This window comes from Streptomyces parvus, assembly GCF_032121415.1.
In the GTDB taxonomy this organism is placed as follows: Bacteria; Actinomycetota; Actinomycetes; order Streptomycetales; family Streptomycetaceae; genus Streptomyces; species Streptomyces globisporus_A.
In genome coordinates this window covers 5,481,589-5,494,146 of sequence record NZ_CP135079.1, presented here as the reverse complement: position 1 = coordinate 5,494,146, position 12,558 = coordinate 5,481,589, and the positions used below count along the sequence as shown (strand labels likewise).

11 protein-coding genes and 1 pseudogene are annotated in these 12,558 nt (G+C 70.6%); 7 read left to right on the top strand and 5 right to left on the bottom strand.

Features of this window, described 5'->3' with window-relative positions; all coding sequences use genetic code 11:
* Positions 1-17: 17 nt before the first annotated feature.
* From RNL97_RS25755 to RNL97_RS25745, 3 genes are all read right to left on the bottom strand, one after another.
* A complete protein-coding gene (locus RNL97_RS25755; protein WP_050500020.1) occupies positions 18-308 on the bottom strand; it encodes a (2Fe-2S)-binding protein in 291 nt (96 codons plus the stop codon).
* Positions 305-1,465 (bottom strand): NAD(P)/FAD-dependent oxidoreductase, encoded by a 1,161-nt coding sequence (locus tag RNL97_RS25750; protein ID WP_030581368.1) that lies wholly within the window; start codon positions 1,463-1,465, stop codon positions 305-307. Before RNL97_RS25750 ends, RNL97_RS25755 begins: the two co-directional genes overlap by 4 nt.
* A 298-nt stretch (positions 1,466-1,763) precedes the next feature.
* On the bottom strand, positions 1,764-2,663 hold the full coding sequence (locus RNL97_RS25745; protein WP_313751245.1) for a hypothetical protein: 900 nt from the start codon (positions 2,661-2,663) through the stop codon (positions 1,764-1,766).
* Between the two features lie 107 nt (positions 2,664-2,770).
* Between RNL97_RS25745 and RNL97_RS25740 the strand changes: the two genes are divergently transcribed.
* The 5 genes from RNL97_RS25740 to RNL97_RS25720 all read left to right on the top strand — a co-directional run bounded on the left by RNL97_RS25740 (position 2,771) and on the right by RNL97_RS25720 (position 9,659).
* Positions 2,771-3,949: a CapA family protein gene (locus tag RNL97_RS25740; RefSeq protein ID WP_030581362.1), complete on the top strand. Its 1,179-nt coding sequence runs from the start codon at positions 2,771-2,773 to the stop codon at positions 3,947-3,949.
* Between the two features lie 231 nt (positions 3,950-4,180).
* Positions 4,181-6,436, top strand: coding sequence for a cache domain-containing protein (locus RNL97_RS25735; RefSeq protein WP_030581359.1), 2,256 nt, complete (start codon positions 4,181-4,183; stop codon positions 6,434-6,436).
* A 6-nt stretch (positions 6,437-6,442) separates the two neighbouring features.
* Positions 6,443-8,068, top strand: a complete 1,626-nt coding sequence (pgsB, locus tag RNL97_RS25730) for a poly-gamma-glutamate synthase PgsB (RefSeq protein WP_243315453.1) — start codon at positions 6,443-6,445, stop codon at positions 8,066-8,068.
* The gene (locus RNL97_RS25725; RefSeq protein WP_313751244.1) at positions 8,065-8,547 is read left to right on the top strand and encodes a poly-gamma-glutamate biosynthesis protein PgsC/CapC; all 483 of its coding nucleotides are present in this window, start codon (positions 8,065-8,067) and stop codon (positions 8,545-8,547) included. The genes pgsB and RNL97_RS25725 overlap by 4 nt, the downstream gene beginning before the upstream one ends.
* Positions 8,548-8,579: 32 nt before the next feature.
* Entirely contained in the window at positions 8,580-9,659 is a 1,080-nt protein-coding gene (locus RNL97_RS25720) for a C40 family peptidase (protein ID WP_030581353.1), read from the top strand.
* A 62-nt stretch (positions 9,660-9,721) separates the two neighbouring features.
* Here the strand turns inward: RNL97_RS25720 and RNL97_RS25715 are convergent.
* Together RNL97_RS25715 and RNL97_RS25710 are read right to left on the bottom strand one after the other, a co-directional pair.
* A pseudogene (locus RNL97_RS25715) lies at positions 9,722-10,165 on the bottom strand (hypothetical protein); the annotation flags it as partial.
* A 148-nt stretch (positions 10,166-10,313) separates the two neighbouring features.
* Positions 10,314-10,967 carry a Crp/Fnr family transcriptional regulator gene (locus tag RNL97_RS25710; RefSeq protein ID WP_030581347.1) on the bottom strand — a complete coding sequence of 218 codons (654 nt, stop codon included), beginning with the start codon at positions 10,965-10,967 and terminating at the stop codon, positions 10,314-10,316.
* Between the two features lie 382 nt (positions 10,968-11,349).
* Between RNL97_RS25710 and RNL97_RS25705 the strand changes: the two genes are divergently transcribed.
* Together RNL97_RS25705 and RNL97_RS25700 are read left to right on the top strand one after the other, a co-directional pair.
* The gene (locus RNL97_RS25705) at positions 11,350-11,682 is read left to right on the top strand and encodes an SCO4225 family membrane protein (protein ID WP_030581344.1); all 333 of its coding nucleotides are present in this window, start codon (positions 11,350-11,352) and stop codon (positions 11,680-11,682) included.
* A gap of 137 nt (positions 11,683-11,819) precedes the next feature.
* Positions 11,820-12,455 carry an SMI1/KNR4 family protein gene (locus tag RNL97_RS25700; protein ID WP_243316429.1) on the top strand — a complete coding sequence of 212 codons (636 nt, stop codon included), beginning with the start codon at positions 11,820-11,822 and terminating at the stop codon, positions 12,453-12,455.
* Positions 12,456-12,558 lie beyond the last annotated feature (103 nt).

Here is a 12,558-nt window from a genome sequence, read left to right as displayed (position 1 = left end):
CGCCGAGGTCCTGGGGCTCAGTCATCGTCGCCCTCCCCCGTCCCGACGGCCATGCCCGCGCGGGCCTGCACCAGGCAGGCGCGCTGCCCGCGCCTTCCGTCGACGGTGACCAGGCAGTCGTAGCAGACGCCGATCCCGCAGAAGACGCCCCGGGGCCGCTGCCCGCCCCGGGTGGTCCGCCAGGCGACCCGGCCCGAGGCGACGAGCGCGGCGGCCAGGGTCTGTCCGGGGACGAACGCCAGCGGTTCGCCGTCCACGGTGAACGCGGGTGCGGTGGGTACGTCGGTCTCCTCGGCCGCTCCGGTCACTTCGGCACACCTCCGGTCGTGAGGAATCGGTCGGGCAGCAGGCCGGTGTGGGCGGCCGGGTCGGCGCCGCGCCACGGGCGGCCGAGCAACTGGGCGGTGATCAGGGCGCCGGTGCCGGGAGCGAGGCCGATGCCCGCGCCCTCGTGGCCGCACGCGTGAAGGACGCCGGGGACCCGGGGGTCCGGACCGACGACCGGCAGGTGGTCGGGGCAGTACGGTCTGAACCCCCGGTAGGCGCGGATCAGATGGACGTCGCGCAGGAACGGGAAGAGGCGGCACGCCCGCGCGGCGAGCAGGGCCACCACGTCCGGGTTCATCGCCGTGTCGAAGCCGACGCGTTCGCGGCTGGCGCCGATCAGGATGGTGCCCGCGCGGGTGCCCTCGACGACGCACGAGGTCTCCAGGCCCTCGTCGTTGGAGGCGACGTTGGCGACGTAGTCCGCGGAGTAGACCTTGTGCCGGATCATCGGCGGCAGCGGTTCGGTGACGAGGACGAAGCCCCGGCGCGGCAGGATCTCGACGGGGGCGCCGAGGCGGCGGCCGACCTCTCCACCCCACGTTCCGGCCGCGTTGACCACGGCGTCGGCGGTCAGCATCGCACCGTCTGCCGTGCGAACTCCGTTGACCCGCCCGTCGGTTCCGGTGACGGCGGCGACCGCCTCGCCGGTACGCACCCGGGCGCCGCGCCGGACGGCGGCCCGCAGCAGCCCGGCCGCCGCGAGGACGGGCTGCACCTGGGCGTCCTGCGGGTAGTGGACGCCGCCGGGGAGGCCGGGCGCGATGTGCGGCTCGAACTCGCCTACACGGTCCACGAGTTCGGTACGGATACCGGCCGCTGCCTGGCGTGCGGCGAACGCGTGCAGGGCGGCGAGGCCTTCGAGGGAACTCGCGACGACCAGGCCGCCCTTGTTCTCGAACTCGACTGCCTGCGGACCCAGTTCCTCACTCGCCTCGTCCCAGAGGTCACGGCTGAGCCGGGCCAGCTCCAGCTCCGGTCCGGGCTCCTTGTCGGAGAGCAGGATGTTCCCCTCCCCCCGGCTGGTGGTGCCCGCACCGACGGGGCCCCGGTCGAGCACCGTGACGCCGAGACCGGCGGAGGCGGCGTGGAACGCGCACGCGGCGCCCACGATGCCCGCGCCGACGACCACGACCTCCATCGCCACCTCCGGGTGCAATGTCACATGCCATTGTCCAGGCTATACATCGGTTCGGCCCGAGGACAACGCCACCGCCGGAGCGACTTCCACCCCCGGCACGTCGCCACCCGGAGGTCCCGGCCGCGCCCGGACACCCGCTGACCGAACTCGCGCCCCTGACCGGGCACGCCCTCTCGGCCACCCGTGAACGGGGGCGCACCTGCGCCCAGTTGCACCTCCTCACCGATCTCGTCAGCCAAACGCTCAAGTCCTGGGACCAAGCGCTCAGAAGGCGCCCGGCCCGAACTCCCCCGACGGCCTAACCGCCGGCGTTCCACCCCGCGACCAGTCCGCCCAGGGCCTCGGCCGCCTCCTCGGTGTCGCGGCCGTCGTCCGCGCGGGCATGGCGGGCCAGTTCGACGTGGACGAAGCCGGCGTGTGCGCGCTCCGCCGAGCGGCCCTGGACGTTGCTCCTGCCCTCCAGCGGACAGCGGGCCTCCCAGGCCCGGCAGACCCGTAGTCCGTCGTCGTCCATGCGGTCGGCCAGAACGGTCACCTCGGCGGGGGCCGTCTCGACGGCTCCGGTGGAGACGACGGCGTCCCAGGGGCGGTCGGAGGAGTCGGCGAAGCCGTGCAGCTGGACGCCGGGCACCCCGCGCTTCTGCAGCTCCACGACGATCGCGTGGAAGGCGCTGTCCTCACGGTGGGCGACATCGGCCTCGCCGTCCTCACCGGCCCGGCGGTGGGTTCCCGCGAGGACGAGTGCGCCGCCGGGGTTCCGCTCCAGGAGCCGGATGCCCAGGTCCTCCGTGTCGCGGTCGGAGACGGGGTGCGGGACCTGGGCGTTCCAGCGGACGGCCGAGTCGGCGTTCAGGTACACGCGGCCCCAGCGGGCACTCTCCCCCGGGCCGGTCGCGGCGATCTCGTCGTAGCGGCGGCCCGAGTCGGTGTCGGTGAGGCGGCTGAGGCCGAGGCCGAGCGGGGCGAGCTGCCGCTCGGCTCCCTGGGCGTCACCCGACAGCAGACTCCCGACGGCCTTCGCCAGCCGCGCGCGCTGCGCCTTGCCGGGCGGGCTGTAGGAAGCGTCGGGGCGGAACGTCGCCGTGTACCCGAGGATGCGGCTGCGCAGGTCGACCAGTTCCCGGGCGCGCGGAACGGTGTCCTCCGGGGTCGGGGACGTATCGGCCTGACAACCGGCCAGAGCCAGGATCAAACCCACTGGGACGAAAATGCGGAGGAAACGTGATCCTCCCGTGATGGCAATACGGCGATCACACATGAGGCTCATGTAAGTATGACTCAGTGACATTCCGTAATTCTCTCGGTATGGGTCGTTCGGTGGGCCTGCTGGCGATAGCCGTCGGCCTCACCGTGTCGTGCGGCTCCGAGCCCGCGCAGCCCCAGGCCAAGGCCGGCGGCCGCAGTTTCACCGTCGCCGCGGCCGGAGACGTCCTCATCCATCCCGAGCTGGTCGAGCAGGCCGCCGAGGATGCCGAGAAGAGCGGACGCGGGGAGGCCGGACTGGACTTCGGACCGCTGCTCGCCGGGGTGAAGCCCGTGATCAGCAAGGCCGACCTCGCGATCTGTCACATGGAGACACCCGTCGGGAACCCCGAGGGCCCCTTCCAGGGATACCCGGAATTCCTGGTTCCGCCGCAGGTCCTGACCAGTCTGAAAGACGTCGGATACGACACCTGCTCGACAGCCTCCAATCACACCTTCGACCATGGACTGAAAGCCGTGCGCCGCACGCTGGACGCCATGGACGAGGTGGGCCTCGGGCACAGCGGATCGGCGCGGACGCCGAAGGAAGCAGAGCAGATCAACATCCGCGACGTCAACGGCGTCAAGGTGGCCCACCTCTCGTACTCCTGGGAGTCCTTCCTCAACCCCACGCCCGAGAAGCAGAGCTGGGCCTTCAACCTCTCCCGCACGGAAGCCATCAAGAAGGCCGAGAAGCGGGCCCGCGACAAGGGCGCCGAAGTGGTGCTGCTCTCCCTGCACTGGGGCCTGGAGCACTACAACGAGCCGAGCGTCCCGCAGCTGGACATGGCCCGGCGGATCACCGAGGAGACCGGCATCGACCTGGTGATCGGGCACCACGCCCACGTGGTGCAGCCGATCCAGAAGGTCAACGGCACCTGGGTCGCCTACGGCCTCGGCAACCAGGTGGCCCGGCACTCCTCGCCGACCGGCCTCACCGAGGAGGGGGCGATCGGCTGGTTCGAGTTCCGCGAGACCACCGACGGCTGGGACGTCTCCGCGCGCTACCGCACCACGCTCGTGGACATCCCGCCGGAGCTCGAACCCGGGGAGAAGGCGCCCGAGGGCGCGGTCGAGGACCTCCGACTGGTGGACGTACAGCAGGCGCTGGAGAACCCCGGAGGGCTGTCCGCCGACCGGACCGCGCGCTACCGGCTGGCCGAGGACCGGACCCGCGGCTTCCTCTTCAACCGGGGAGCGCCGGGCGGTGACGGCCTGAAGCGGCTGTCGCTGGAGAAGTGACCAGGCCCACACCACCACGTAAGCCAACGGACACAACCTCTTAGGCGCTTGTCCGTCTTTTCTACGACAGCGTCTTGCGCCTTTCCACGACGACGTCTCGCAGCCATGCGACAGCGGTGCTTCTTCCGGGCACTGAGCACCCGCAGCGACCAAGGAAGAAAACCGGTGACATCGACTCCTGCCGCGCCCCTCGTGCCGAAAGGCCGGCGGCGCAGCCGCAGACGTGCGGACATGCCGTTGCTGGGTGGCATCCGGCCGCCGATCGCCCTGCTGTGCGTGCTGATCCTCGCCCTCGCGGGCCTCACGGCCAAGGTGCTGGGGCCGGGCGCGGAACCGGTCGTGCCGAAGGCGGTGCTCTCCTCGCAGCAGCACTTCGCCGAGGACGGCGCCATCGCTCTGCGCGCCTCGATCGACGAGCGGGTCACCGACCTCGAACGCACCGCCACCGCGCTGAACGCGGGCAAACCGGCCGACCCCGAGCGCGTGCTGTCGGACCTGGGCAAGGCGTACCAGAAGTGGACCGGCACCACCGTGCTGGACCTGGCGGACGGCAAGGTGCTCGCCGCCCGCGGCGAGCGCATCCCGCTCGCCTGGGTGGACAAGGACGTCCTCTCCGGTGACCAGGCGCTCACCCCGCGGATGGTGCGGCTGGAGACCGGTGACGTACGCCTGATGACGATGGCCGTGCTGGAGGGGGAGCAGGGTGCGCAGCAGCTGCTGGTGGCCTCCAACAGCCTCTCCGTACCCCCCATCAACCTGGGCCCGTTCCGCAGCATGGCCGTCGTCGCCCGTGGTGGCGAGATCCTCGCGACCGCCGGCTTCGAGCAGTCCGAGGCGCTGAACTCGGACGCGGAGCGCAAGGAACTCACCTTCCTGCAGAAGCAGATGACCCGGCTGTCCGACCGGGCCGCCGAGGAGGCCGAGCAGAACCCGGTGAGCGCCCGGGAGCCCGGTTCCCGCGGCTACCCCGGGGTCAGCGGAACCCTGGTGGGCGGGGGCTACAACGGCCGGGTCGCCACCGTCGGGTACGCCTCCCTCGCCGCCTCCGACCCGGAGGACGGGGAGAGCGTCGCCGCCGGTCTCGGCCTCACGGTCGTCTCCCTGCTTCCCGTGGTCCAGCAGCAGACCCTCACCGACGACAGCCGGCAGCTCTTCGGCCTGCTCGCGGCGGGCGCCCTGGTGCTGCTCGGCCTGCTCGCGGTCGCCGTGCTGTGGATGACCGTGCAGCGCCCGCTGCTCGGCCTGTTCCTGGAGTCCCGCAGGCTCGCCCGCGGCGACCTGATCCGCCCGGTCACGGTGCCCCGCTGGGGCGAGGCCGCCCGCATCGGCGCCGCGCTGGAGCGCATCCGCGGCCAGCTCGGTGGACAGCACGCCTCCGACGGCCCCGTCGGCGCGCGCCCGGCCGGCCGGTTCCGGGGCGGTGCGCGCGGGCCGTTGGCGCTGACGGCGGTTCTCCTGCTGCTGTGGTGCGTTCCCGTCGGGCTCCTGCTCAACCGCACGGACGGGACCGTCAGCATCCCCGCCGTCATGGTCAACGACCAGCGCGACCGCACCGACCTGGTCGCCGACCGGGCCCGCCGGGCGCTGAACGAGGCCCAGGCCGACCTCGTCTCCACCTCCCGCCTGCTCGACGTCGACGACCCCGCCGCCACCGGGACCGTGCTGAAGAGCGCCCTGCGCGAGCACACCCGCTACCAGGCGCTGTACGTCGTCGGCGCGACCGGCGACATCGTCGCCCGGGCCGGCGGCGACCCCCACCCGTGGAGCACGGAGAAGGACCCGTCGCTGGTCCGCGTCTTTGGCCAGGGCGAGAAGAGGCCCGTCGTCCAGGCCGGGGCACCCGTGCCGGAGCGCAAGGGCATGACCCTGGTCGGAGAGGTGCGGGTGGAGTTCCTCAACTCTCTGCTGAAGCGGCCCGGCCTCGGCGAGGTCCGGATCGTGAACGCGGACGAGCGGACCCTCGCCGCCAGCGACGGTTTCCGCGCCTTCGAGGGGCTGCCGAAGGACGCGCTGCCCGACCTGGTGCGCGCGGCCAATGTGCGGGTGGGCGCCGGGCCGCTGGAGAACGGGCTGCTCATCCGGGACGGCGGCACCGTCACCGTGGCCGCCGCGGCGCCGTTCACCGGTGGCGGCATCGCCTCCGACCTGGGCTGGACCGTCGTGAGCTGGCAGGACGCCGGCCGCTTCGAGATCACCGCCTACGAGCGCGAGGACCGCAGCGTGCTCGCCAGCCTGCTCGGCCTCGCCCTGATCGTGGTCTGCCTGGGCTGGATCCACCTCGTCGTCGTCCGGCCCCTGCGGGCCCTCGCGGCGGCCGCCGAGAAGCTCGCCGACGGAGACCTCAAGACCGTGCACTACCCCCGCTACCAGGACGAGGTGGGCGCCGTCGTCCGGAGCCTCGAACTGATCCGCCAGCAGTTGCAGGCCCGTCGGCAGACCCAGGCGCGCCGGCCCGCCGAGTCCCGGCCCGGCGCCGGAGGAAGGTGACCCAGCGTGCTCTACCTCTACTTCGTCCTGCTCACCGGCAGCGTGTTCCTGCTCGTCGCGGGCATCGTGGAGCAGCGTCGGCACTACGCCGCGCTGCACACCATCCCCTCGCGGGTGCTCGTCAACGGCATCCGCGGCAAGTCCTCCATCACCCGGCTCTGCGCGGGCGCGCTGCGGGGCGGTGACCTGATCACCGTCGCCAAGACGACCGGGACGGCCGCCCGCTTCATCCACCCGGACGCCACCGAGGAGCCGGTCTACCGCAAGTTCGGCATCGCCAACGTGGTGGAGCAGATCGGCATCGTCCGGCGGGCCGCCACCTACCGGCCCGACGCGCTCGTCATCGAGTGCATGGCCGTGATGCCCGCGCTCCAGGAGGTCAACCAGAGCAAGCTGATCCGCTCGACGATCGGCGTGCTCTGCAACGTACGCGAGGACCACCTCGCCGAGATGGGCCCCACCCTCGACGACGTGGCCCGCTCGCTGTGCCGCTCGATGCCGGAGGACGGCATCTGCGTCACCGCCGAGAAGGAACGTTTCCACATCCTCCAGGAGGAGGCGGACGCCCGGAACTGCCAACTGGTGTACGCCGACCCGGAGACCGTCAGCGACGACGAGCTGCGCGGCTTCAGCTGGTTCACCTTCAAGGAGAACGTGGCGATCGCCCTGGTCGTCGCCGAACTGCTCGGCGTGGAGCGCGAGGTCGCCCTCCAGGGGATGTACGACGCCCCGCCGGACCCGGGCGTGCTCTCGGTGGAGCGCTATGCGGCCCCCGACGGCAACCGGCTCGCCTTCGCCAACGTCTTCGCGGCCAACGACCCCGAGTCGACGCTGATGAACATCAACCAGCTCCTCGATCTCGGCGCCATCCGCCGCCCGCTGAACGTGGTGATCAACTGCCGCCCCGACCGCGTGGAGCGCAACGGGCAGATGGGCGAGATCATCCCCGACCTCCAGCCCGACAACGTCTTCGTCATCGGCCACCCCGCCAAGAGCGCGATCGACGCCATACCCGCCGAGTGGCAGGACCGGGCGGTCGACCTGGGCGGTGAGAAGCGGGCCGCCGACGAGTTCATGCCGACGATGCTCGGCCGGATGTCCGACGGTGCCTCCCTGGTGGCCATCGGCAACATCCACGGCCAGGGCGAGGAGTTGCTGGAGTACCTCGCCGAGCTCCCCGCCGACGAGAGCGAGGCGGACGAGGAGGTGCCGAACCCCGTCGCCGCGAACCCGGCGCAGGCGTCCCGCCTGGACCCGTTCGCCTCGTACCACCCGGCGTACGAGGAGCGCTACCAGGCTTCGCAGACGCAGGAGATCCCGGTGGTCCGCATCCCGGTGCAGCCGACGGATTCCTACCGGCAGCAGCCCGAACACCACGAGCAGGACGCCGGGCGTGAGCCGTACGCACAGCGCGAGCGGCACGCCCAGCAGGGCCCGTACGCACAGCGCGAGCCGGACACCCGGCAGGAGCCGTACGCCGAACAGGGCCAGGGGCAGGCGCAGGGCCGGCGGCGGAGGGACCAGCCCTTCGAGTTCTTCGCCGGCGCGCCGCGGAAGCAGCCGCACGAGCCCGCACCGCACATCTGGCCGCCCCACGACGAGCCGCACGACGACGCCCGGAGTTCCCGTTGACCACCGCCGCACTGACCCCCGAGATGGCCGCCCTGGGTATCGCCATAGGGCTGTTCTTCTCGCTGCTGTGCTACCTCACCACCAACCTTTCGCCCGGCGGAATGATCACCCCGGGCTGGCTCGCGCTGACGCTGATCGAGGATGTCCAGCGCGCGGCCATGGTGCTGGGCGTCACGGCACTCACCTACGCCGGCACCAAGGTCATGCAGCGGCTGGTGATCCTGTACGGCAAGCGCCTGTTCGCCTCGGTCGTGCTGCTCGGCGTGCTGCTCCAGAGCACGGTGATGATCCTGCTGTCGCTGGAGTTCCCGCTGCTCTACGGCAACCAGACCCTCGGCTTCATCGTGCCCGGCCTGATCGCCTACCAGTTGGTGCGCCAGCAGAAGGGCCCCACCCTGCTGGCCACCGGCACGGTCTCGCTCATGGCCTACATCGTCGTCGCCGCCGGGCTGCTGCTCGGCATCATGCCCGCTGTCTGACCGGCAGCCCACGAACAACCGAGGAGTAACCGATGGCAGGGAAGAAGAAGTCACGGCCCGTCGTCTCGGGACTGGTGGTGCTGGCGCTCGTCGCGACCTCCGGCTACCTCACCCTGGAGCTGCGCAAGCAGGAGGCGCCCGGGGTGACCGAGGTCCGCAACGTCGGCGTCCTGGACGGCGGCAAGGGCTCCGGCTCGGCCGACGACGACGAGGGCGAGGCCACCTGGTCCCGGCTGGAGAACCCGGCGCGCTCGGTCCTGCGCGGCTCCGACGGCCAGATCAAGGCGGTGTTCACCGACGGGGCACGCCTGGCCACGCTCACCGGCCCGGCCCGCACCTTCACCGAACCGGCCTCCACCTCCTCCGAGGTCTCCACCACGGACTGGGTGCGTCTGATGCCCGAGCCCTGGAAGAAGGGCGCCGAGAAGGAGAAGTGGTTCACCGACTGGCACGCCGAGTACGCGGACAGCAAGGAGGACGACGTCTTCGCCACCGCCTTCCAGTACGTGGCCGGCGCCCCGCAGAAGAAGGACGACCAAGGCGTCGCCTACGCCGGTGACGCCAACTTCGGGCCGCTGAACACCACCGGCGCGGAAGGCGGCGACCTGCGCCTGGAGCAGTCCGACTTCTACGACTACCTCGGTCTGCCCTACCCCTTCCGCGACGGTCGGACCGGCACACCGGAGTCCCTGCGCGCCAGGTCTCTGGACTGCTCGGGCTTCATCCGGATGGTGCTCGGCTACCGCACCCGCTACCCGCTGATGTCCTCGGACACCTCCGGCGACGGACTGCCGCGCACCGCCAATGGCATGGCCCGCTCCGACGAGGGCACCGACGTGCTCCCCCTGACCGGCGTGGGCCCCGACGACCGGCCGTCCGCCATCGACCAGCTCCAGCCGGGCGACCTGGTCTTCTTCAAGCTGGACGCCCGCACGAAGGAGCGGCTCGACCACGTCGGCATCGTGCTCGGCTACGACACCGAGGGCCACCTGATCTTCGTCTCCAGCCGCGAGGAGATCAACGGCCCGACCATCGGCGACGTCGGCGGGGTCTCCCGGCTGGACGGCAACGGCTACTACGCCAAGACCCTCCGCAGCGCCAAGCGGCTGTGACCCTGGCGGCGGCCCGCCGAAGGTCTCCCTCCACGGGGTGGCGCGGCGTTACGGGTTCCTGATCGGTGCGTGTCGTTGCGCGCCGTCCCGTTGCCGCCGAACTCGTCGCCGGTGTCGGGCAGGGGGCCGATGTGCAGGCTGGCCCGGAGCCTGATCGGCACCACTCCGTGGGACAGGACGTTGTAGTCGGTCAGCACATCCTGAAGCGTGAGCAGCAGGGGGTGGACCACGAAGGGCATGAGCGCGGGATCGAACCCGAAGACGTAGCCGTCACCGGTTGTGGCGGGGAAGGCCCGGTTCTCCCAGAGTTCAAGGAGCTCCGCCCTCACCAGGGCGGTCCTGAGGAGGTCGGGGACGGCGCGGCTGACGGCTTCGTGCTCGATGGCCGGACGCCCGGTGAAGTCCTTGGCGTCGACGGCGAGGATGCCCCGGTAGGGCGGCAACGGACGGCTGCGCGTGTAGGAGCCGGTGATTGCCCGGGGCAGTTGGCTCATGTGCTCGCTCATATCGCTCCTCCGTGAAGGGCAGCCCGGCGGTTTCGAGCCGGGCTGCGGGGCCGGAAGTGACGTCGTCCGGCATGCCGAGCTTCACAGCGGGCCCGCGATCGTTCCGCTCCCCGGGCACCGACAGGAGGTGACGCGCATCACTCCTCGGTCAGGCGCTCACCGCGCCGAGCGCCCTCCGCAGAGCTTGTACGTCGACCACGCCGACCCGGCTCTTGGCGGCCTGCACCAGGCCCGGGCCCAGCTGCGCCAACGCCTGGCTCACCGACTTGCGCCCCACACCGATGTGCTGGGCCAGCTCGTCCCTGGTCAGCGAGAAGGAGCGCTCTCCGCCGGAGACCTCGACCAGGCGGAGCAGCGCCATGACCAGACGTTCGCGTACATCCCCGTCATAGACCTCTGTCTGCTCCTTCAGTCGTCGTATCGCCAGATCCGCAAGAGGTCCGGCAAGGCCGTGTTCCCGTGCGAGGCGCCGGAAGTCGTCAGCCGGAATCACGGAGACTTTGCACGTGCTCATTGTCTGCACGTCCGCCAACCGCACATCGCCCCGCCGAAGCGCCATTTCGCCGAGAATCTCACCCGGACCACGAAAGGCGAGGAGCCGCTTCCGCCCGTCACGATCGGTCCGGACCACCTTGACCAACCCGCTCACCAGGGCCAGAACTTGCGTTCCCTCGGTCCCCTGCCACAACAGCGTCTTCCCTGCCGGGCGGCGCCACTCCGGGTAGGCCGTCAACCCCGCCCACACCTCGTTCGAAACCAGATCCCGGAGAGACGACACTAAGACGGAAGAATCTTCGCTCATGCGATCACGCTAGAACAGTGAGATCAAAGCCAGGTCCAGAATCTGCACTCCGGACCGGGAGTCATCGCATCAGGCCGGAATCTTTCCCTCACGGCAGCTGACGGCCCCCGGCCGCCCCCCCCCGACTCCTTTGCGGGCGAACGCGGCGACGGCACAGACGGGGCCGGGGCGGCACCGGTCTGGGCCTCGCCATCGCCCGCGATCTGGCCCACCACCACCGCCCGTCGGCCCACTTCGAGCCGACCGTCGCCCCCGGGGCCGAGCGATGAAAACGAACGTGAGTATGACTACTCATGTGGCGAATGCCGACGGAAGGCATCGTTCAGATCGTCAGCAGGTCAGTCACCACACCGGGAAGCCCGGCATCTCCAGGAGATCCGACATGGACAAGAATCCTCGCTCGCTGCCCCAGAATCTCCGCCATTACCTGGTCAACCCTCTGGCTCTCGGATATCTGGGCGTCGTACTCGCGGTGTGTCTGTGGGTGACCGTGGATACCGTCTCCGCTTCCTCCTCCGGAGACGCCAGCTTCGCCGGGGTGTGGGCCGTCTTGGCCACCGCACCGACATCGATGCTGTTCCTCGTCGCCGGCCCCGTGGGACTGATAGGCATTCCCATCGGGGCCATCGTCCAGGCCGCCGCGCTCGGCGCTCTGTACCGCTACCTCACCGAACGGCGGGCCCACGCCGTCGAGAGCGGGGTCAGCAACGCCTGACCTCCCGGTAGTTCCTCGCATCCGGGGCCATGGCCGGTCGTCAGATGCCGCGCCCGCGTCAGAGGCGGCGACCACGAGCCGGCCCTCGCACGCGGTACGGGTGGTAGCCATCGGCAATGTCAGAGCCGCCTGGCACCATGATCGGTGTGACGGAGACAACTGAGCCTGAAGAGAACGAAGTTGCCGGCGTACTGACCACGCCGGAAGAGTGGCGTGTCTTTCTGGAGCGATACAGCCAGCTGTACGTGGAGCTCCACGCAGACGAGGAAGAGCTGGCCGATCTGCTGGACGAGGATCAGCTGGAGGCTCTGGATCAGGGGGAGCGGGTCGAGGCGTGGCTGGGCGAAGCCGCTGCCCGGGAGGAAGCTGTGGCGGCATCCGAGGAGCGGCTCGGAGTGCGGTTCCCACCCAGCGTGCGGGGATTCTTCCTGGCGAGCGACGGGTGGACGCACCTCGACGGTTACGTGGACGGCGTCCATCCGTGTGGCCGCGTCGTGTGGATGCGGGACAGCGAGACCGGCGGACGCGTGATCGAGACCTACGCCTCGATACCCGGCAACGAGGACGATGTCCAGTTGTTCCGCCGGTCCATCGAAATAGCCCGGGGAGAGGACTTCTGGCTGCTCGACCCGACCGACGTCGGGCCGGACGGCGAGTGGTCCGCCTACGAGTTCGCACCGAAATACGGCGACACCACGAAGTACCCCAGTTTCTTCGCGCTGTTCCACTCCGGGTACGCAAGCATGGAGGAAGACCGGGAGGACATGGACTGAGTTGGTCCCTCAGCCCTCGCGCCCCCATCAGGAGCAGCGCGAGGGCAGCGGCCTTCGTCGGACCGAGCGGTTCTGCCGAAGTGGACGGCGAACCTTCACTTCC